This is a genomic window from Pseudoalteromonas sp. MMG033 (genome assembly GCF_057197785.1).
The window spans coordinates 2,069,149-2,091,039 of record NZ_CM170070.1 but is presented as its reverse complement, the minus strand read 5'-3'; the positions used below and the strand labels follow the sequence as shown (position 1 = coordinate 2,091,039).

Annotated in this window: 18 protein-coding genes; 7 read left to right on the top strand and 11 right to left on the bottom strand. The window is 42.0% G+C overall.

Annotated features, from left to right (window positions below; translation table 11 throughout):
* Positions 1 to 10 precede the first annotated feature (10 nt).
* Positions 11 to 559: a hypothetical protein gene (locus tag AC2CZC_RS09130; protein ID WP_484584564.1), complete on the top strand. Its 549-nt coding sequence runs from the start codon at positions 11 to 13 to the stop codon at positions 557 to 559.
* Between the two features lie 152 nt (positions 560 to 711).
* Here the strand turns inward: AC2CZC_RS09130 and AC2CZC_RS09125 are convergent, their stop codons facing one another.
* Together AC2CZC_RS09125 and AC2CZC_RS09120 are read right to left on the bottom strand one after the other, a co-directional pair.
* Positions 712 to 861 (bottom strand): hypothetical protein, encoded by a 150-nt coding sequence (locus AC2CZC_RS09125; RefSeq protein ID WP_484584563.1) that lies wholly within the window; start codon positions 859 to 861, stop codon positions 712 to 714.
* A gap of 9 nt (positions 862 to 870) precedes the next feature.
* On the bottom strand, positions 871 to 1,368 hold the full coding sequence (locus AC2CZC_RS09120; RefSeq protein ID WP_484584562.1) for a hypothetical protein: 498 nt from the start codon (positions 1,366 to 1,368) through the stop codon (positions 871 to 873).
* 700 nt (positions 1,369 to 2,068) lie between these two features.
* Between AC2CZC_RS09120 and AC2CZC_RS09115 the strand changes: the two genes are divergently transcribed.
* Entirely contained in the window at positions 2,069 to 2,383 is a 315-nt protein-coding gene (locus AC2CZC_RS09115; protein WP_484584561.1) for a hypothetical protein, read from the top strand.
* 422 nt (positions 2,384 to 2,805) lie between these two features.
* Here AC2CZC_RS09115 and AC2CZC_RS09110 read toward each other — a convergent pair whose 3' ends face one another.
* Positions 2,806 to 4,341 carry a serine hydrolase domain-containing protein gene (locus AC2CZC_RS09110; RefSeq protein WP_484584560.1) on the bottom strand — a complete coding sequence of 512 codons (1,536 nt, stop codon included), beginning with the start codon at positions 4,339 to 4,341 and terminating at the stop codon, positions 2,806 to 2,808.
* Between the two features lie 68 nt (positions 4,342 to 4,409).
* The gene (locus AC2CZC_RS09105; RefSeq protein WP_484584559.1) at positions 4,410 to 5,186 is read right to left on the bottom strand and encodes a helix-turn-helix domain-containing protein; all 777 of its coding nucleotides are present in this window, start codon (positions 5,184 to 5,186) and stop codon (positions 4,410 to 4,412) included.
* A 440-nt stretch (positions 5,187 to 5,626) separates the two neighbouring features.
* Here AC2CZC_RS09105 and AC2CZC_RS09100 point away from each other — a divergent pair, with 440 nt between their 5' ends.
* From AC2CZC_RS09100 to AC2CZC_RS09090, 3 genes are all read left to right on the top strand, one after another.
* A complete protein-coding gene (locus AC2CZC_RS09100; protein WP_484584558.1) occupies positions 5,627 to 6,394 on the top strand; it encodes a S1 family peptidase in 768 nt (255 codons plus the stop codon).
* Between the two features lie 61 nt (positions 6,395 to 6,455).
* The gene (locus tag AC2CZC_RS09095) at positions 6,456 to 8,546 is read left to right on the top strand and encodes a S8 family serine peptidase (RefSeq protein WP_484584557.1); all 2,091 of its coding nucleotides are present in this window, start codon (positions 6,456 to 6,458) and stop codon (positions 8,544 to 8,546) included.
* A gap of 329 nt (positions 8,547 to 8,875) precedes the next feature.
* Positions 8,876 to 9,994 carry an MBL fold metallo-hydrolase gene (locus tag AC2CZC_RS09090; protein WP_211035660.1) on the top strand — a complete coding sequence of 373 codons (1,119 nt, stop codon included), beginning with the start codon at positions 8,876 to 8,878 and terminating at the stop codon, positions 9,992 to 9,994.
* Between the two features lie 25 nt (positions 9,995 to 10,019).
* Here the strand turns inward: AC2CZC_RS09090 and AC2CZC_RS09085 are convergent, their stop codons facing one another.
* From AC2CZC_RS09085 to AC2CZC_RS09075, 3 genes are all read right to left on the bottom strand, one after another.
* Positions 10,020 to 11,858, bottom strand: coding sequence for a winged helix-turn-helix domain-containing protein (locus AC2CZC_RS09085; RefSeq protein ID WP_484584556.1), 1,839 nt, complete (start codon positions 11,856 to 11,858; stop codon positions 10,020 to 10,022).
* 229 nt (positions 11,859 to 12,087) lie between these two features.
* Positions 12,088 to 12,513 (bottom strand): acyl-CoA thioesterase, encoded by a 426-nt coding sequence (locus tag AC2CZC_RS09080; protein ID WP_484584555.1) that lies wholly within the window; start codon positions 12,511 to 12,513, stop codon positions 12,088 to 12,090.
* 216 nt (positions 12,514 to 12,729) lie between these two features.
* Positions 12,730 to 13,725 (bottom strand): fatty acid desaturase, encoded by a 996-nt coding sequence (locus AC2CZC_RS09075; RefSeq protein WP_484584554.1) that lies wholly within the window; start codon positions 13,723 to 13,725, stop codon positions 12,730 to 12,732.
* Between the two features lie 635 nt (positions 13,726 to 14,360).
* Between AC2CZC_RS09075 and AC2CZC_RS09070 the strand changes: the two genes are divergently transcribed.
* Positions 14,361 to 14,513, top strand: coding sequence for a hypothetical protein (locus tag AC2CZC_RS09070; RefSeq protein WP_484584553.1), 153 nt, complete (start codon positions 14,361 to 14,363; stop codon positions 14,511 to 14,513).
* Between the two features lie 1,102 nt (positions 14,514 to 15,615).
* Here the strand turns inward: AC2CZC_RS09070 and gcvP are convergent.
* From gcvP to AC2CZC_RS09050, 4 genes are all read right to left on the bottom strand, one after another.
* Positions 15,616 to 18,513: an aminomethyl-transferring glycine dehydrogenase gene (gcvP, locus tag AC2CZC_RS09065; RefSeq protein WP_484584552.1), complete on the bottom strand. Its 2,898-nt coding sequence runs from the start codon at positions 18,511 to 18,513 to the stop codon at positions 15,616 to 15,618.
* 179 nt (positions 18,514 to 18,692) lie between these two features.
* The gene (gcvH, locus tag AC2CZC_RS09060; RefSeq protein WP_046355903.1) at positions 18,693 to 19,082 is read right to left on the bottom strand and encodes a glycine cleavage system protein GcvH; all 390 of its coding nucleotides are present in this window, start codon (positions 19,080 to 19,082) and stop codon (positions 18,693 to 18,695) included.
* Between the two features lie 62 nt (positions 19,083 to 19,144).
* On the bottom strand, positions 19,145 to 20,227 hold the full coding sequence (gene gcvT / locus AC2CZC_RS09055; RefSeq protein WP_039612050.1) for a glycine cleavage system aminomethyltransferase GcvT: 1,083 nt from the start codon (positions 20,225 to 20,227) through the stop codon (positions 19,145 to 19,147).
* 114 nt (positions 20,228 to 20,341) lie between these two features.
* Positions 20,342 to 20,914 carry a hypothetical protein gene (locus AC2CZC_RS09050; RefSeq protein WP_063362522.1) on the bottom strand — a complete coding sequence of 191 codons (573 nt, stop codon included), beginning with the start codon at positions 20,912 to 20,914 and terminating at the stop codon, positions 20,342 to 20,344.
* A gap of 129 nt (positions 20,915 to 21,043) precedes the next feature.
* On the opposite strand from AC2CZC_RS09050, the gene AC2CZC_RS09045 reads away from it, so the two are divergent.
* Complete coding sequence (locus tag AC2CZC_RS09045; RefSeq protein ID WP_063362521.1) at positions 21,044 to 21,889, top strand: LysR family transcriptional regulator; 846 nt, start codon at positions 21,044 to 21,046, stop codon at positions 21,887 to 21,889.
* The last annotated feature ends 2 nt before the right edge of the window (positions 21,890 to 21,891 follow it).

The window sequence follows — 21,891 nt, the reverse complement described above, 5'->3', positions numbered from 1 at the left end:
GAACTATATTTTGGATATCAAAAAAATAAGAAACTACTTAATGATCGCGGTTGTCGCATGTCAAATCGCCCTACTCACTTGGGAGAGCTTAAATGGCGGTGTTGTTACACATCACTTTTTAGCGCAAGAGGACATGCCCGGTTTATCCAATTGGTGGGGACTTGTGATATTACCCATGTTAGTGTGGCTTACCGCTTATAGTATTGAACACAGAAGTAATCAGATAGAAGATGAGCAGAGCCGTTTAGCTTTTCGCACCGTAGCCGCGCGCTGCTTTGTCGGCATGTTACTGATTAGCTTGATTCAATCGACCATATTTAGTCTAGGCTACTCATCCATCGCAGCCTCTTTATTGCTGGTCATTGCGTTTATAGCTCTGTTTTTGCCTTTATATCGTATTGAAGCCATCGTCGGCTATGTTTTGGGCGGTGCCTATTTTACCGGTCCGATGATCCCATTTGTTGGCGTAGTGGTGTTTGTATTGGCATCGGTGGTCGCACATTTTGCTATCAAACCACTTATCATACGTTTCAAAGGCACTCAGTCAGTCAGCGAATAAGCGCAGCAGAAATAGCAAGACAAGCTAACCTTACGGCGCTCTCAAACATATATAATGTGTCGATAAACAATAAAAAACTAAATAAGGGTCTGCCTTTTCGATTAATATAAAATCAATGGCTCTGACCCTTAGTTTAATCGCTAAAACATAGATTAATGCTTTGTCTCATCACTCTTATTGGAATCATCATTATCCTGAGGGTCTAAATCACCGTCATAGTTAGGCATCGGGAACTCTCCGTCCACTGGAGGAAGATCATCACAGCCACCGCCTGAACCAGGTAAAAAATTATAGTTATACACTCGTTTTCCTTATTTAAAATAAAAGTTCTTATTTAGATAAACTTGTAAAACCTGCTCTGCTTTTGCTGATAACTTTTCATTAATTGGCAAAATCATTCCAGTTAAACACTCTTCTCTCATCTTGGTCTTTTTTGCTTGTAAGCTAAAAGCGGCTTCCTTTATTTCATCGCCACTCAATTTATTTTTTGCTATGTCAAACCAAGTTCTGTCACATTCTAAAGAAAGTGTTTGCAAGCTCTTATAAAGGTCAAGCGCAGCCTTTTTTCTTTTAGCAAATGGGAAGTAAGGCTTTATCGCCGTAATCACTTGTGACAATGCAATGATAACCCCCCAAACTAAAGGGTACTTATCCCATACAGCCCAAGTCGCAATGCTTGCACAAGAAGCAATTGCGACCACCATATTGATTGAATTATCCAATTTGTCGCATTTATGCACATAGAGTTGCAAATAGTTAATGTGTTTATGTAAAGCAACTAAAGTGTTCCAGTATATCTGCCGTTCCATTTCTCAACCTAATAAAATAGCTTATCGCTAGTTCCCTATAATGATAAAGACAAGCCACTTGCTAAGACATAGAATGCTTAGTTGTCACCTAATACCATAGCAAGCAGTTAATAATTCAGTATTGTAATATTTATTATACACTTACAAGCCATAAAAAATGAAAGCATTAACAAAAAAATGGAAGGTTACACTTATCAATTAATAAAAAATAATGAGCTTTTAATAATAAACGCTTCATCATAAAAATGTGGTACATTAATTTTTAAGAAAGTTTTTACCCAATGCCTGTCTATGCTCCGCTAAATTAATCTCGTTAATTGATCATTCAACAACAAACTTCATCGCGGTACCGCGTAATCCGTACACATACAATCAAATTAAGCCTTTTTCGATCAAGCACATTACCTCACTAGAATTTGAATATTTCTGCTTTGACCTGCCTGACGTGTGCTTTGCTATTTGCTCCCCACTATTTCTAAAGCAACAACGACCACTCATTTTCTAATGATAAAAAAACTGACATATAGCAAAAAATTGACGCCTCGGCTGAGTTGTCGCTTGTTGTTTCAAGTCGAGAATAGCTTTTATCTGCAGCTTTCAAGGCTTAGATATAAAATGTCGCAAAACTTGGAAAGCTTGGTTTGAAAAATGCATTAGAAACCAACTAAGAACCAAAACCAAATTGAGTGATAACACCACCATGAATGAAAGCACAAATACAGTGTATGTACTGAGCGGTTACGCAAAATGCTCGACCACAGACCAAGACAAATACAAACTTGGCAACAAACACTCTATCGGCCTATTAACGACCGATAAAAATTACAAAGAGAATATCAACAATCTTAAAAACTTTATCCAAGATTTAGGGTGGGATTCCATCACTTTTTGCATGGTTGAAGAGGTCGACGACATCAATGCTTTGTCTAATGACGTGTTAATATCCAGCTTTCAGCGCGCCCAAAAAAATGGCCAATCTTTAGTCGTGAATGACCAACCGATCACTGTGCATTAGTGCAAAATACATCTTGCGGAGCAAGATTACTTTTGCGCAAGGTGATTACGTGCAAAGGGTTAATGACTGCGAGCGCAGCGAGGACATTCTCTTTGCGCAAGGTGAAATGACCCATTTTAACCACACTCACTACTTTAAAAGATCTCGTTGAAAAAGGTTTATGACCACAAACGCAGTGAGAACACTCTCTTTACGCAAGGTGATTACGTGCAAAGGGTTTATGACTGCGAGCGCAGCGAAGACATTCTCTTTGCGCAAGGTGAATTCGTGCAAAATACATCTGGCGGAGCAAGATTACTTTTGCGCAAGGTGAAATGAGCCATTTTAACCGCAGCCTAGCTGCGGCTTTCCACAACCCCAAAACCACATCAAATAATTTGTAGCTATGCCCAACACATCACGCTTAACCCGCTTGGTGCGTTTTAGTCGCTGATTTTCATATACTCTGTACCAAACCAAGTCAAGCTCTTCACTTGTTTTGAGTTGTTATCAAATTTAATATTAATCGGCCTTATCTTGCTAAATGGACTGCTTCGCTCTGCAAATAAGTTCATAGATATAGGCTGGATAGTAAACTCATAATCGTATAACTGCCCGGTTAAAACACCGTGTGAAGACATGGATATGGCCAATTTACTGTACTTGTCTTGACCTTGATAATTGCCAACGAGCTTAACCAACTCAGCTTTGGTAGGCTGGTAATCATCTACACCTGACTGCTTTACTAACGCATTAATCCCATCAGCTTGTCTTTGCAGCCTTCTATCTAACAGCCACTGCACTCGCTCAGGGTAATCACCTTGACGCTGCTCAGCCATCTCATCGGCTTTTTCATGTGCTGTTAAATACTGAAAAAACTGCACCATGGTTTTTCTACTCAGCCAACCTGTCATGTTATCCGAATTAGAAAAAACACCGATCCCCACACCTAAATCAGGCGAAAAGGCCATCACTGTGCGTGCACCTGTATAGCCACCACCATGGGTATACACGGTATGACCATCAATATCACACACAGTCCAACCTAATGCATATCCATGACAGGGAAGCTCGTAAGGGTTTCTTGCTTTGGGGTCAAGCTGAGCAACTGATGTATGAGCTAACTTCATCATGTCACTACTAAACCCTGATTTACGCGCAAGTTCTCGGTTTAACTGTAACTGCAACCACTTCCCCATATCTCGGGGTGATGCCACTAAGCCACCTGCAGATTGCATTTTTCCATCGGTTTTTGGCGGCACGATATGCCAACCTTTCTCCTCGCCTTGCCAGATATGATTCCAAGATAAGTGCTTCATTGAAAAGTCAGATGTGCGGGCCGAAGTGTTTACCATTGCCATGGGTGTAAAGATTTCATCCTGCAACCAATCTTGCCATGCTTTACCTGTTACCTTGTGTAAAATGGCCCCATAAATGTTATAGCCTAGATTGGTGTAGTCGAAACCTTCATCACGCTTAACGCTGTGTTTAGCTAATAATGCAGGATAGTCTTTATGATCGACCTCCGTCATATAAGCTTCTAGTGCAGTAATACGGTCTGCCTCGACAGGAAACTGATGCGTAAGCAAATCACTCAGCGTCCAATGATTAGGGTCAACGCCTTCAGGTAGTTTTATATGCGGCCAGTGCTTAGCAATTGTATCATTAAGTTTGAGTATGCCCTGTTTATCTAACTTCGCTGCAAGTAGCCCCATGTAAGCTTTAGTTTGAGAGGCAATATATATGGGTGTATCCAGCGTCAGTGGCAGCTGAGTATCGATATTACGAATGCCCTGCACATGATTTAAAAGCACCTCATTTTTAGTCACAGCAACAACGGCATAGCCTGGTTCTAAACTTGGCACATCCTCGATAAATTGCTTTAATTTTTCTGCTGCCTGCTGCGGTGTCACCGCATAGCTTAACTGACTCACACCGATTAAAGAGAGAAATAAAATCGCCTGCGCTTTTTTGCCCATAACTGGCTCCTGACTGTAAAAAATAAGCAATAGCATAGCCGCACGCCCAGCTATTTTATTGTATGGATTTAACCTGTAATGAATTGCTTGAGTTGGCGCGGTGTAAAGCCGATTTCTTGCTTAAACAATCGTGTTAAATGGCTTTGATCGCTAAACCCGCTGTCATTTGCCACCTCTACTAGCATTTTGTTTTTTGAGAGTAACTGCATCGCGCGAGAGACCTTGCAACGCTGTTGGTACAAGCTGGGCGTACAGCCAAAGTGCTTATGAAAACTTCGCGAGAAATATACAGGATGAACATCTAGTTCTACTGCCAGTTGCGTTAAATTGAGATTATCGGGGGAGCATTCAATAGACTGCTTAGCCTTTAATAGCCAAGCTACTTTTTGCCGCTCAGTTGTGACGGTACTGCCTTGTCTAATGGCGAGTAAATCCCACAAAAACTGCTCTTGGAATGAATCATTATTTATCATCACCCCTTTGACTGATTGCTTGATCATTTGCAGCAAGGGTTTGCTTGTGAGCGGTTGCCAGTGCCAATCTAGCGCAACACCCTCAGCATATTCATCAAAAGCTTGTTTGCTAAAGTTTAATGCAAATATCAGAGTGCCCTGTTTACCATATTGATTTGCATGGCCAAATTCAGCCGGCTTGGTGCAAAGACTAGGTGTGTACACTTGCTGCTGCAAGCCGCTGCTAGACTCAGCCAAAGCGCCTGACAGCACGATAGACAACTGATGCCCCTCATGCTCATGCATCGCCATCGTGCTATTCGCAGGGTAGTAAGTTAAACACGCATTTAGCCCAGACGAGATATCTACCCGCCTTTGCTTTATATCACTCATTATTGTTTTTATTAGTGTATATATGATTGCCCTAGCCTAATCAAAAACACACCGAGCGACAACCTCAACTAGACCAACAAGCTAACAATCAATTAATTTTCATACACTTGGCTCTCTTTCCGCCAATAGCACTTTGCTCTTGATCAGGCTGAAAGTTAATAAATGCAAGGTCGAGTTACCCAGCCCTCTTTGATTATTTTTTCAAACAAACCTTTCTCTTTGTTTTACATACCTTTACCAACATAAAACAAACAAAAAAAACACAAAAATAAAACATTTTCAAACCCACTTGTTATTTTAATTTTTTTTGTTCGTTCTTTTATATGTGCAAAAAATAATTTTATAAACAGTTATAAATACATTTTAATTTCAAGGAAATAACCTTTTAAATTAAAAATAACTTTATTTGAATTAATATAAAACACAAAGAAGGATACAACATGAAAAGAAACATTTTAACTTCAATAATTTCAAGCGCCGTTCTATTTAGTAGCGTTGCAAGCGCGGATATATCTAACAATAACACTCAAACTAATTCAATCTATGACGGTTTAATTACTAATAGTATTGAAATCAGTAATAACGTGTACCCTGAAATAGTAATGTTTGGATTTAATGGCTATATTTGTACAGGTACATTTGTTGATTCAAAAACTATTCTTACGGCAGGCCACTGTGCTGCCTCATCAGAATATAATCCAAATAACATAGAAGTATTAACTGGGGAAGCTAAAGGTCAAAGCCCTTCAAATGTCTATGTGCACCCTAATTATGATGATTCAAATTGGCATGGCACTTATCAATACGATCTAGCTGTTCTGAAGTTTGACTCGCCAGTTTCTTCAAGCTACAGAGCATTAGCACCGCAATCAGCCAGAGCAGTAGCACAACAAAGAGCTGCAATCATTGGCTTTGGGAATAATAACCAAGTAACGAAAACAGGTGCAGGCGTAAAGCGCCTTGGTATTGCTACCGTGAGCTATGTTGATGGCGCAATGATATATGCTTACGGACATGATGGTAACAGTGGCTCAAATCAAGATTGGACAAGAGGTACATCCTTAACGGGTGGTGGTGACTCTGGTGGTCCTATTTTTGCTGCTCAGGGAATTTTAGGCGTAACCAGTGGTGGCTCTGTCGGTAGTGCATTTTGGGTCGATATTCATTCTAACGCTTCAAAAGCATTCTTAAATCAATATATCCAATAACAAACAGCCCCCAAATGGGGGCTTTTTAATTATACCAATATAAAATATAGGAGGGTTAGTTTTGAAAACGTTAAAACTTATAACCTTTATCTTGCCACTATCTTGTATATTTGATGCAAGTTCCATGACCGACAGGAATTACAAGGATCGCTGGATTAATCCAAAAGGCGACCCTCTTTTAAAACACCAATGGAATTTACTAAATCAAAACTTATCGCAATATAATAATTCACCTAGCGACTTAAACCTCTGGCAAACACATATATGGGGACATAAAGGTAAGGATATAAAAATTACAGTCATCGACTCTGGTGTTGACGTTAAACACCCAGAATTAGTTGATAACTTAATTGTTTTTAGTGAGATTAATTCGTCGGCTACTAATGACGCTCATGGTACCAAGATGGCAGGAATTATCGCGGCCTCAGAAAATGACATTGGAATTCGTGGCGTAGCTCCACAGAGTCAAATAGTTTCGTTTTCTGGTATTAATGACTTAGACGACTTTATGGTGAGTCATGGCCTGCATGAAAGCTCATACGATGTTCAAGTGTTCAATCAAAGTTATGGTTTAGCCTGGTCACATAGTGTGCCTTATACGTTAAATACACCTGAGTTAAATTATATCGAAATGCAATCCGTGTTAAAAAAAGTCTCTCTTGAAAACCCAGCAGATAAACGGAGCGCGCTATTTGTAAAGTCAGCGGGTAATGGGTATTTACAAAGCAGTGTTTTTTATCTTGATGCGAATGACAATAGAGTCAAAAAATATCCAAAAAACAGTAAACCCATTGACGATAATCATTTTTTACCTTGGCAAAATACTAATTCAGACCATGAGAATGCCAACTATTGGAATATGGTTGTTGGCGCCGTCAATGCTTTTGGTGAAAGAACGTCTTATTCAACACCTGGCAGCAGTGTATTTATTTCAGCGCCAGGCGGAGATTCATTTAACACAGGTGTTAAAAATCTTTCAACGACCTTTACCTGCGAACACTTGGAAAAACAAGGCCTTCTAGAGCCTAGTATGTTTATCAGTGATCTAAGGAATGCGCCATTTATCTCATGTACTCATAGTAGCCTGCTATTAAAGCTACTTGATGTTGAACAAATTTATATGCAGCGAACTGGCGCAAAAAGTATTGATTTAGGGCTGATCTACACATTACCAGAGTTTAAGTCGATTGAAGCAACATTAACTGCCCAAGAACACCAAGTGATTAACCAGTTGATTTTGATGCAAATAGTAAATCCGCAGTTTAGCAGTGTACAAGGTCATGGATCACTGCTGTCATACATCGCTGAACAGTCAGATTTTAGCTATGCAATAGATGGGACTTCTTCAGCTGCTGCTAATGCAACTGGTGCGGTTGCTTTGTTAATGTCGGCAGCGAATATGCAAAATCATCAGTTATCATCTCGTGATATACGCCATTTATTAGCAAATACCGCTACAAGAATAGACCCTAATCAGAGTGCTATTTCGGTTAACGGTATTGTTGGATTAGAAGGTTGGTCTAAAAATGCTGCTGGTCATTGGTATAGCCCTCATTATGGATTTGGGTTAATTGATGTTGATAAGGCTGTGGAACTAATAAGACGATACACCATCGAAAATTTACCCAGTGACTTAGTTGAATCGACTTGGGCCGCTTCAGCCTTGAACCTATCAGAGATTAAAATACCGGATTCTCAACAGACGGTGACGTCGGTCATTACTGTAAATGATGAACTGTTTATTGAAGCGGTGCAGGTTAGGTTAGATATTGCCCACAGCCGTATATCAGATTTGAAAATAGAGCTGGAATCACCCAGTGGGACCCGCAGTATTTTAATGTCGCCCTTTGGTAATTTAAACGGTCAAGCTTTGAGCTCTGTCATTAATGGCATGCCAAGTACGCAGGGCTATGACGATCACTTGATGCTGAGCTACAAGTTCTGGAATGAGCAGGCCAATGCCGAACATGGTCAGTGGAAGTTGCATGTGACGGATATGAGCGCTGCGCATCGCAGTTTTCAATTATCAGGTCGCCATGGCAATGAGGATGTCGTTATGGATAATAATGAGCAAGCAGGCAGCCTAAACAGCTGGTCAATTCGCATCATAGGCCATCAAGAAAAGATCAGTAAAAATAAAAGATTAGATTAACTATCTTAGGTTAACCGTAATCAGTAAGAGCACCTTATCAACACGTTGGCGGTTTGAGTTATTCTACCGCCAACTTTTCGTATATCTACCTGAATTGATGGCTATAATCATGATGAACAGAGCGAATGATTTTCTATATGCACTGCGCTCTATCCACCAATAACGCTTTGCCCTAGATTAATAAAAAGTGCACAAAACCCATATTAAGCATTGATTTTTATAGATAAATTTTCTATCCATTTTCTATTTAGCTAAAAATAGGTTTTAAATAAGACCCAATTGGCACTGGCATTTAAGATGCTGTAAAACTAAAACAGGGCCTCTTATTTATGAAACTTAAAACACTAACACATGTTATTTCTCTTATGTTGATAACAGGTTGCACAACACAAATAGAACGTATAGAAAACCCTGAACTTACAAAAAATAAAAAAGGCGCTTATACCAACTTATTCCCAAGTCATTTTACCGATAATGGCCCCCACCATATCAATGATGATTTAGATCTCCTTAAGCCTGAAGAAAAAAAGGTGATTGAAAGAGCATTTTTAGATCCAGTCCCTTCGCATAAATACAGTAAGAGTTATGGCTACAACTTCAATGATTTGGTTTATTCAAATATTGAAATTAGCCCAGATAGAAGAGGTGAATTAACCTGGTTAGGCCATGCCAGCTTTTTGATCCAACAAATGAATAATGACGCCTTAGTTACCGACCCTGTATTTCATGAATTCGATGGCTTTTTAGGTTGGTTAGGACAGCAATTGAGCACCTCATTTGTTCGATTGGGAGAAGCCCCTGTCAACGCTAAAGAGCTGGATTTTGTATCTGGCGTACTGATCTCTCATGACCATTTTGATCACTTAAGTAACACTACGCTTAATGAATTTAGTAAAAATACACAATTATATTTGCCTTTGGACAGTGCCAGCGATATTGACTACGAAAATGGGCCAATAACCGAAATGGACTGGTACACTCATACTCAGCACAATAAAACGCAAGTGCACTTTTTACCAAGTAACCATAACTCCTCTAGAGGGATGTTTGATACCGATCACAGCTTATGGGGCAGCTGGATGCTAGATGATGGGAAATACAAAGTATATTTTGCTGGTGATACCGGTTACAGCGACGTATTCAAAGATATTCGAAAAAAAATGGGCCCAATGGACGTTTGCTTGATGCCAATCGTCGCCTATCATGAAAGTAAAAGACGGGTACACATGTCTCCAGAAGATGCTATAAAAGCTGCCGATGATTTAGGCTGTAAGGTATTTATTCCATGGGGCTATGGCACATGGACTTTAGGGTGTGAACATGTCCATGAACCTCTTAGACGGCTCGCGTTGGCAGCAGAGCAAACGCCACCCAACTTCATTATAAAAACGCTAAAAATGGGGGAAAGCTTTAACTATCACACCCTACTTAACACAGCCAAAAATTAATTAAAAACCGTCATATTTTGATGACTTAGTTAACCGCTAGGTCATCAAAATACCCAACTTCACTCAGCTCAATACGGTGTTTCTCAATCCAAAACTTTGAGGCATGTATTTTGATGTAATTTTGATATTCAATTACTTTAAGTTCATTCATATACGGCTTCATTTGATAAAGTAACAGAGCACTATGTAGGGCGTTATTATGCTCATAGCTTAATCTCGCACTATCAAATGCCTGCTTCGCAGCTTGTATTGCTCCCCTGAAATCTTGCTGTGCACGTAATACCCTCGCTTTTTGATTAAGATTAAAACTACTTTCTGGCTGCGTTTTGAAAAGACCAATAGCCTCTTCCCACCTATTTTGTTCAATATACCAAGACAGTAAATCTTCAATACTGCTTTCATAAATCCACTGATATTTGGCAAGTTTGTTTAGACCAAGCAGTTTTAAAAAATAAGACTCCGCTTCAACCTTACTCGGTGAAAATAACGCCAAGTGATAATGAATAACCGCAAAGTGTGCTTGTTCAATTTCATGCGCGATCAACAGAGATTTGGCAGTATTTAAGTATTGATAACGGTTTACCAAGTCGCCTAGTTTATGAGATAAAATCGACCCCGTCGTTTGCGCTTTAACCTCTGACAATACATCACCACTTTGCCTCGCATGCTCACTCGCATTACTAATATGATGTTGTAGCTGGCTAGTATTATGCTGCGCATAAGCCAACCACGCCAAGGCTAACTCTATATTATGAGCAACCTTTGAATAGGGCGTTTCAGCTAATAATGCCAATGCTTGTTTATAGTATCGTTCGGCATGCTGGTAAGCATGTTGCTGATGAAAAATGCCACCTTTAAGATATAAAGCTAATACAGTATAAGGGGAGTTTTTTTGCAGCTTGGATTCAATAAGCAGCTTTTCAATCAATGCCCTAGCAACATCAAAGTTTTGATGAGTTATTTCTTGCTTTATCAAATGGTAAATAACTGATAAATCATCTGGTTGACGCTCTAAAAGCAATTGTAGTTTTGCAGCCAATAATGCTGAGTTGGGCTCGTTTAGGTATCCCGAACTTTGTACATTACCAATGGTTTTATCAAGCGCATTCGTCATTAACGCTTCATTCTTTGCAAGAATATAACCGTGCCACTCACGTTCTGCACCCAGCAACTTATATTCAACCACCATTTGCTCATCTAATTGCGATACATACCCGGATAGTAATATTGCTGTATTATTGAGCTGGGTCTGCTCTCTAACCTTATCTGAATAGCGAAATACAACATCTGTATCTATGCCATGGTCATCGCTTTGAAAAAGCTTATTACGAGTGAGCAAAGTGTCAATACGATCAACTTGTAACTCATCCAAAGCTTCTGAAAATGAAAAGGGGATAACGTAAACCTGCCCCTTCAATTGTTTATTAGAAAGGGAACCGTTAGAAGACAATCCAAAAAATAAAACAAAAATAATAACTAAGAGCAACGTAATAACAGAATAAAGATAATATGACGATGTATACCATTTATTCATTAACTGAACTGGGGCTTTTTCCTCATTTTTCAGTTCTTTGGGCTCAAATGACAACTGCCACACGTAACCCTTTTTAGAAAATGTTGTTATCGCACCATTTCCAAAAACACGGCGAAGATGGCTAATATTTTGAAAAACAACCTGTTCAGAAACAACCTGCTCGCCCCAAACCTCATCGAGGATCCTGTCTTTACTTAGAATTTTATCTTTATTTTTAATAAATAAAGCTAATAACTTAGCTTCATTACTTTTTAAATCTATCGGCTTATCGTTGTGGTAGAGCGTAAAAGTATCATCATCAAAATAGTACTTTTCAAAATAATAGTGCATAAGTAATCATTATTTTTATCGTATATGACTTATCACAAAGGCAGGAAGTACCCTATGGACTCCGCATTATCAACAATCGAACAATAAATTACTAGGATAATTATTAAGTTAGTGGTGATTATTAAATGAGTGGTAGAGAAAAGAGCAAGCCTTAAAAACAAGGATCCTGATCTGCGTCAGGATGACAAATTATGAATGCATAACCTATAAAGGGGTCTGGCCCCTTTGCTCACATCTCGTATTGCTTCAAAATCGCGAGCATATCATCTGGAATGGCCGCTTTTTGCCCTGTTTTCATATTAAACATCACCACAGTGGCATATCCCGTTGTGCAGACTGCTTGCTGCGACTCACTAAATGCCTCATAGCGCATAGTGAAACGGTCTTCTTTGATGTCGGTAATGTATGAGCCAATATACAGAGTGTCAGGGAAGGTAACGGGTCGTTTATATTGCGCGTAGGTATCACGCAGAACAGGACTATGACTGGGCTCAGATAAAATAGAGAGCAACCCGGTTTGCTTTAAAAAATCAATTCGCGCGGTTTCAAAATAACGGAAATACGACACATTATTCACATGCCCCAACGCATCCATTTCACCCCAAACCACCTTAATTTTGGTGTTAACTGCAAACTTTTCGAAAAACTCCTGCATGATCTTGCCTCAAATTATGATTATTTAATTCGAGAGTATCAACTCATCGTACCAGCTGCAAGGTGAATACGTGCAAAGGGTTAATGACTACGAGCGCAGCGAGGACATTCTCTTTGCGTAAGGTGAATTCGTGCAAAATACACCTTGCGAAGCAAGGTTACTTTTGCGCAAGGTGAAGTGAGCCATTTTAACCATAGCCCACCTAAACTCTCCCCCTCACTCTCCCTCCTCCAAATACCTATTTGCATGTTTTAAACTATGTAAATCATCAAAGCGAACGCCATGTTTTGCCATCACTGGGCGTATTTTTTGACTGATCACTTGTCGAATATAAAAGGGCTGATTTGGCACAAAATGATGAATGGTATGTGTGCGACCAAAATCAAAGCAAAATAATTGAAACGGTAAAAACCAGCGGCTGGTGATCACATGGGTTTGCTCTAATACATTCGTCACACCACCATAATAATGCATAGAAGAAGTGATTAAATTCAGTGACGCTGAGCGGATCATATTCGGTAATATCAGTACCACCATTAAAAACTCAGCCACCGCCAGTAGCTCCGCGCTCCATGCTGGCAAGGTGAATGGCATCACAAATTGCAGCGCATAATAAGCTAACACCCCATACAAAATACCAAAGTAAGCCGTTGCAAGGGGCGCGCCTGCATTAAAGACCCGAAAAAACTTAAAACCACGAATTTCTTTACTAAAGCGCTTTGAATTTATAAGTAGCCCTAAAAGGCCATCAAGGATCACCACCGCCCGTAAAAAAGGCGATTGAATGCCATTGCCCACCAAACGCTCTTCTAAATCCTGCGAAGTCCCCGACACTTTATGATGGTGTAGATGTATCTTCCTACGATACCAAGGGTTCACCGTATTTGGCCGCATCAACCACACGCATAACATCATAAAATTATGCACAAACGGGCGCTGACTAAAATACTGTTTGTGGATCAAGTCATGCTCAAGCTCATGCGCAATGGAGGTGATCAAAGCCACTAAAATTATACACACCCACGCAGGTACCACCGCAACATAATACAGCGCCGCAACGCCAATGAATGCACACAATGACAACAGCAAAATAACCATGGCAATACCGTTTTGCCATTTAAGAATTGAGTAACGCGCCCTAAGTGCTGCCTCTTCGGCTTTTATCGCCGTCACGATTGTATTGATGTTCTGCTTCGCAGTTAGTTTTGACATGGATAGCTGTGCTAAATGGTTGATATCAGGATGATACATGAAATGGGGGGGAGTGGGATCAGAGTGAGTGGATAAGTGTGGTGTTTTGTGTGGAGAGTTCTTTTAAAGGCTGTATCGGGTGATTATAGAGGAAATAGATCAATCTGATCTCTGCGAGGCTTAGGGCTTATATTCTTTTCGATGTTACGATAAAGTAGGCACAAGAATAGTGCTTAGATAATTCGAAGCTGTTCAAAGCAAATGAATGAAAGTTAAACCAAATGTTCAACTATTAAGAGAGGTAAGGAATGCAAACTCTATTAAACCAAAAAGACTGTAGACAGATTAGCGGAGGTGGTCCTTACAGACCAGCAAAACCAAAAGTTCAGACAATCGTTAAGGTTAGGTAATTATTTCTCAACCTTAAATTAAAGGCATCATTGTAAATGATGCTTCATTTACTTACGCTATCTACCCCGCCGCCATGTTTGCGCAGCGTTCTGACTACAAACTTCATCTGCTTTTACTTAATCCAAAATAATTAGGAAAAATTTTAAATAACCACTCTTGTATTATTTTTAACCACCCTTATGTATTAGTAAGCTCATTTTTCAGTAGAGCTATTCCTTTAAAAAATCAACCTACAGGAGTAGTTTATGGCAGATATTGTCAAAGTAAAAAAGCATTCCATTTATTCTCTTCAAACCTTGGTAAAGAACTTCAAATCGCAACTTTGGAAAGCCTTACGGGTTGGAAGAAGAGCACAATCAGCACATACTTTAATAAAAAATGGAAAGGCCAAATTCTGACAAAAGAAAGACCTGGCGTATTTAAAGTAGTCATGGATGCTAAAATGAACTTTGATAATTTCTTCGACTTGCACACACAAGTTGATAAAGCAGTTAGGTAAGCACAAACCTGTGAGGCCAGCGTTGTTGCTCAATAATGTAGTTTAAGCTTCATGACCTCATTCAAATATTCACTGGGCTTTGTCATTTTAATTGGCATCGAGTAGTTTTGAAGGGGTTAGAATATTCTAGCCCTTTTGTTCAAAGGCTTCGGTTAATATCAAAACGGCTCTTAAACTGATAGCTATAATAAATATGGATCCTGACGCTCGTCTGGACGACAAGGGTTGGATTGCTGCTGGACCAGAATCTCTGCAAAATGGCTCCTAACATTCATCAGGATGACGAGGGCGAGATTACAGTTGAGTCCTAGATTCTCAGTTCAAGGTCATCTATATGCCAACCCAAGCCAACAAACTCACGGACAACTCCACTCCCCCTTCTATCACGCCTGAAAATAAGCAATTGATGAGTAATGCGCTCGCATGGATGCGAGCCAAGCCATGACTTCGCCAAGGATGGCGAATACATGGCGGTTACGTTCACATCAATTGATTATTTGAAGATTAAGCGTGATAGCGGGGCGCTGGGAGAGTCCAGAGCGAAGGTCGCACCCGAGAGGCCAGCGTCAGCCCCTCTTTGGTTGTCGTCGCCAACGCGACAAAATGTTTAGTTGAAGGCTGCTGTCGACACCATAACTGTTGTTAACCTGATAACCCTAATAGACATGGATCCTGACGTTCGTCAGGATGACGAAGGTGAAATTACAGCTGAGCCAGCACCTCTGCAAAATGGATCCTGAACTTCGTCAGGATGACGAGGGCGAAATTGCAGCTGACTCCAGCATCTCTGCAAAATGGTTCCTGACGTTCGTCAGGATGACGGGGGCAAGATTGCAACTGAACCCAGCACCTCTGCAAAATGGCTCCTGACCTCCGTCAGGATGACAAGGGCGAGATTACAACTGAACCCAAAACCCGCCCACAAAAAACCGCCTTAATTTCTTAAGGCGGTTTTCAAATCAAAATCCATGTCAGGATTTCTCCCGACAATCAGATATCAATTACTCTGCATATGTCTCAACAGCTGGACATGAACAGATCAGGTTACGGTCACCGTATACGTCATCGATACGAGTTACCGTTGGCCAGAACTTGTCTTTTGCTACAGCAGGTACTGGGAATGCCGCGTAAAAACGGTCATATGCACGCTCCCACTCGTTTCCTAATACGTCAGCTTGTGTGTGCGGTGCAAATACAAGTGGGTTGTTCTCAACAGACCACTCACCAGACTCAACCTTTGCAATCTCCTTACGGATTGAGATCATCGCTTCGATAAAGCGGTCGATTTCAACCTTAGACTCAGACTCAGTCGGCTCAATCATCAGTGTGCCAGCAACTGGGAATGACATCGTTGGTGCATGGAAGCCGTAGTCCATAAGACGCTTCGCTACATCCATTTCAGTGATGCCAGATGCATCTTTAAGTGGACGTAAATCAACGATACACTCGTGCGCAACACGGTCGTTACGGCCGCGGTATAGCACTGGGTAGTGATCCGCAAGTTTAGCCGTTAGGTAGTTCGCATTAACAATCGCAATTTCAGTCGCTTGTTTAAGGCCTTCACTGCCCATCATTGCGATGTATGCCCATGAGATAGGTAAAATCGCCGCTGAGCCGTAAGGTGCAGCAGATACCGCGCCATTGCCTTCTGTTGTGCCCGCAACATTGATGATACTGTGGTTAGGCATAAATGGCGCAAGGTGCGATTTAACACCGATAGGACCAACACCAGGACCGCCACCACCGTGTGGGATACAGAATGTTTTGTGTAGGTTTAAGTGCGATACGTCAGAGCCGATGAAGCCAGGGCTTGTTACACCTACTTGCGCGTTCATGTTCGCGCCGTCCATGTATACTTGACCGCCGTGCTGGTGAACGATGTCGCATACTTCACGGATAGTCTCTTCGTATACACCGTGTGTAGACGGGTAAGTAACCATGATACAAGATAGGTTCTCAGACACTTCTTCCGCTTTAGTGCGTAAATCGTTAAGGTCGATGTTACCTTTATCATCACAACCAACAACCACAACTTTCATGCTTGCCATTTGTGCAGATGCAGGGTTAGTACCGTGCGCAGAGCTTGGGATCAAACAGACGTTACGGTGCGCGTCGCCACGTGATTCATGGTATTTACGAATCGCGATAAGACCCGCGTATTCGCCTTGTGCACCTGAGTTTGGCTGTAGTGATACGGCATCGTAGCCTGTGATATCTACAAGCCAGTCGTGCAGCTCAGTCATCATAGTTTGATAACCTTGTGCTTGCTCAAGTGGACAGAATGGGTGAAGCTCAGCGAATTCAGGCCAGGTTACTGGGATCATCTCCGCTGTCGCGTTTAGCTTCATAGTACAAGAGCCCAAAGAGATCATTGAGTGGTTCAATGCTAAATCTTTGTTCTCTAAACGCTTGATGTAACGCAGCATTTCAGTTTCGCTGTGATACTCATTAAAGTTTGGATGGGTTAGGATCTCGTCATCACGTACCAAGCTTGCTGGGATACCTGTGATGTCGTTTGCCGCAACCTCTGCGTCAAGCGCAGCCACATCAAGACCGTGGCCTTCGCCAAGGATGATGTCGAATAATTCTGTGATGTCAGCGCGTGTGGTTGTCTCATTCAGTGCGATTGAGTACTCGCCTGCGTGGTTAATTGCAAAGTTCACTTCATTTGCAACAGCACGTGCAACGACTGCGTTTTTGTCTGCGTCTTCAGCCACAACCGTGATGGTATCAAACCAAGTGTCGTGCTTCAGTGCAACGCCTTTTGACTTAAGGCCCGTCGCCAAGATGCTTGCAAAGCGGTTGATGCGCTGTGCAATGGTTTTAAGACCTTGAGGACCGTGGTACACCGCGTAGAATGCAGCCATGTTAGCTAGCAATACCTGCGCTGTACAAATGTTTGAGTTCGCTTTTTCACGACGGATGTGCTGCTCACGCGTCTGCATCGCCATACGCAGTGCATCGTTACCTAAACGGTCTTTAGAAACACCAATGATACGACCAGGCAGTGAACGCTTGTACTTGTCGCGAGTTGCGAAGAAGGCTGCGTGTGGACCACCGTAACCCATAGGTACACCAAAGCGCTGTGCCGAACCAAGTACCACGTCTGCACCTAGTTTACCCGGTGCTTTCAATAGCATTAAGCTCATGATGTCTGCGGCAACACAGGCAATCGCTTTTTTGTCTTGTACTTGTGCGATTAGGTCAGTGACGTCCACCACTTCACCTGATGTTGACGGGTACTGGAATAGTGCACCGAAGATCTCGTGATTTACCACGTCGCTTGCAGGTGCGACAACTACGTCAAAACCAAACTGTTCAGCACGAGTGCTTACTACGTCAATCGTTTGAGTGTGTACGTCATCTGCAATGAAGAAAGTATTTGCTTTTTTCGCTTTTGCTACACGCTTAGCTAGGGCCATTGCCTCTGCCGCTGCGGTAGACTCATCAAGCAAAGATGCACTTGCCAAGTCTAGGCCCGTGACATCCATTGTTAGAGTTTGGAAGTTAAGAAGAGACTCCAAACGCCCCTGTGCGATCTCTGGCTGGTATGGCGTATACGCGGTGTACCAACCTGGGTTTTCTAACACATTACGTAAAATAACATTAGGTACGTGTGTTGGGTGATAACCTTGGCCAATGTATGATTTAAATACTTTGTTTTGACCAGCTACTGACTTTAGGTAGCTCAGCGTTTCAACTTCTGTACGGCTTTCACCAATCTTAAGACCTGTTTCTAAACGAATAGAGTCAGGTACCGTTTGACCGATCAGCTCTTCAACACTTGATACTCCAAGCTCAGCAAGCATGTCGCTTACTTGTGCGGCATTCGGGCCGATATGGCGACGAATAAAGTCTTGCTTTTGCTCTAACTGTTCAAGAGATTTGGCGTTTGACATTAGTCCAGATTCCTATGATCCAAATAAAATGGGTGTTCCTGCATTGATGCCTAGCAATGTTGCCAGACAAAGGCCTTGGTAACGCAGTCACAAATAATGCTTTGAGAGTAAACCAAACCAAAGCGGTTTGATTTAACAACAAAAGCCCCAAAAAATGGGGCTTTTAGTCATTCAACGAATTAGTCTTCGTCGATTGAATTTGAATAACCTTCAGCGTCAAGTAGGTTTTCAAGCTCAGACTCGTCAGACGCCTTCACTTTGAATAACCAACCGTCACCGTATGGGTCGTTGTTTACAGACTCAGGAGAGTCTTCTAGCTCTTCGTTGATTTCAACGATAGTACCAGTAATTGGTGCGTAGATATCAGAAGCCGCTTTTACAGACTCAGCAACTGCACAGTCTTCGCCAGCATCTACTTCGTCATCCACATCAGGTAGGTCAACAAATACCATGTCGCCTAGAAGTTCTTGTGCATGCTCAGTGATACCTACAGTGAATACACCGTCGCCTTCAGCGCGAACCCATTCGTGTGAAGATGCGTATTTTAACTCGCTAGGAATGTTGCTCATTTTTTGTTCCTTTGGTCGTTTTAATTGGGCAACCGCCCATTATTCTACTCGTTACAATGATTTTAGATCACTGACTTACCGTTGCGTACGAAGCAAGGCTTCACTACTTTAACGTCTACCAGCTTTTTGCGCATTTCAACTTGTGCCGTTTCCCCAGTTGAACGAGGTACACGTGCCAATGCTACGCTGAAACCTAAAGTCGGAGAGAATGTACCAGAAGTGATAACACCTTCGCCACCTTCTACGATAACTTTAGAGCCACCGCGTAAAACGCCTTTGCTCTCAAGCACCAAGCCAACTAGCTTATCAGTGCTCTTGTCAGCACGTTGTTGCTCAACCACTTTACGACCGATGAAATCACGATCTTCTGGTTCCCAAGCAATGGTCCAAGCCATGTTAGCAGCCAGTGGAGATACAGTTTCATCCATATCAGAGCCGTACAAGTTCATGCCTGCTTCTAAACGTAGCGTATCACGTGCACCTAAGCCAGCCGGACGCACACCCGCGTCTAGCAGTTGCTGCCAAAGCTCAGCAGCATCGTCGTTATGCACAACAATCTCGTAGCCAGCTTCGCCAGTGTAACCTGTTGTTGCAATAAATAGTTTTCCAGCTTGTGCACCAAAGAATGGCTTCATACCTTCAACCGCAGCACGCTGCTCGTCGTTTAAGATAGTTGCTGTTTTTTCTTTTGCATTTGGACCTTGAACGGCAATCATCGCGTACTCAGGACGCTCAGTCACTGTCACGTCAAAATCAGCCGCGACTGCGCCGATGTGCGCCAGATCTTTTTCACGCGTTGCTGAGTTAACAACTAAACGATAATCTGTTTCTGTGAAGAAGTAGATGATAAGGTCGTCAATTACGCCGCCTTGCTCATTCAACATGCCTGTGTAAAGCGCTTTACCTGCAACCGTTAGCTTAGCAACATCGTTTGCCACTAGCTTGCGTAAAAACGCCTGTGCGTCAGCACCTTTTACATCAACAATGGTCATGTGAGATACGTCGAACATACCAGCATCTTGACGCACTGCGTGGTGCTCTTCGATTTGTGAGCCATAGTTGATTGGCATTTCCCAACCGTGGAAATCAACCATTTTAGCGCCAGCTTCTAGGTGCTTAGCATGTAGTACTGTTTTAGAAGTCATACTTGTCCTTCACTTTTTTGGTTTATGTAAGCAATTTAAGTTGCTCACATATAATCGAGCACATAGTCTCGATGGGGTTAATCATGAGCTGATAATCAGCTCAAATGCACGGAATTAGTTAATGCAAAAACCTGCATCGCTTAACTTCTTTTGCCACAGTGATAGTGGCTCTGGCTGCGCGATGAGTTGATGCTGCTGCACACCGTCTTGCAATAGCGTGGTGATGAACACATCGCCACTTTGCTTGCCATAGCAAGCCTGCAAGTCAGAAATACCTAAGCCCGGTGTGAGCGAAAAATGGGTTAACAATGACTCAAATGCTGCCGCACCACTGAGTTGTGCAATGGCCAAATCATCACGGCGCATCAATTCGATGTCATAGTCCTGCTCATGTTGGTCAACCAGCGCTTGCAATGTATGTGCTGCGTCTTGGTCCAAAATGAAGCGATAAGCGGTTTCACTAAAGTAATAAACTGCATAACGATGGCCATTTGCAAACGACCCTTGAATGCCTAAACCCGGTGCAATTAACTTGTTTAAGTTAATGCCAAGCTCTTGATTAAGAAAAGGAGTTGTTTCAAAGCCACTAAAATCCAATACCACCTGACCGGCCAATGCACTGTAGGCATTTTCAGCAGGTACCGTCCCTTGACGATGCTTGGCAAAAATTATTGGAGAAAACGTCATACAACCACCTTAGTGAAATGAAGATAGGCAAAAGTATAGGGGGGGTGAATGGCAACAACAAATTGTAATTATTTATCAATTGATAAATAATATTAATGTATTCGACTTTTATAAATAGCTTTTTTAAATATGAAGAACTTATCAATTGATGGCCTACGGACACTCGTCACGGTTGTAGAGGTCGGAGGTTTTGCAAAAGCAGGCGAACTACTGGGCTTATCGCAACCCGCGGTGAGTTTACAGATCCGCCGCTTAGAAGATTTACTTGGCTGTAAGCTGTTTAAAAAGCAGGGTCAACGCCAAGTGCTTAATCAATATGGCGAGCTACTGCTGCCCCAAGCCAAACAAATGCTGCAATACAATGACGCTATTTTACAGCAGTTTACATCTGAAAGTGTCACAGGACGCGTGCGTCTTGGGATCCCCAGTGAGTTTGCCGCGCGCATTCTGCCCGCCATTATTGGTGACTTTGTCTCTCTTTACCCTGATGTAGCGTTAGAGGTAAAGTCCAGGCTAAGTAAGCATTTACTTTCAGTATCAAGGCAAGATCAATTTGACTTGGTATTGGCACTCAATGAAGAACTTGAGTCTGTCAGTCATCCAATCTTTATGCGTGACCAACTGGTCTGGGTCGGCGACTTAAGCCTCGCAAAAAAAGAAGTCATCACGTTAGTGGCTGCACCGGAGGGCTGTATTTACCGTCGCCGTGCCATCGAAGCGCTACAGCAAAGCGGGCGTTCTTTTCGCATCGTCTACAGCAATGCCGATTTAACCGGTTTAACCGCTGCGCTTAAAGAAGGCTTAGGGATCACGGTACTGGCCAAAAACACCGTGCCCGCAGAGCTGACCTATCAGCAGCATACGCCAGAGCTGCCGAAACTTGGGGAGATTGGGATCAGTTTAATCAAGAATACTCAAGAGTCTGCCCATGCGGTGAACAAACTCGCTGAGTTTATCGCGCTGCGTTTGGCGTAGCG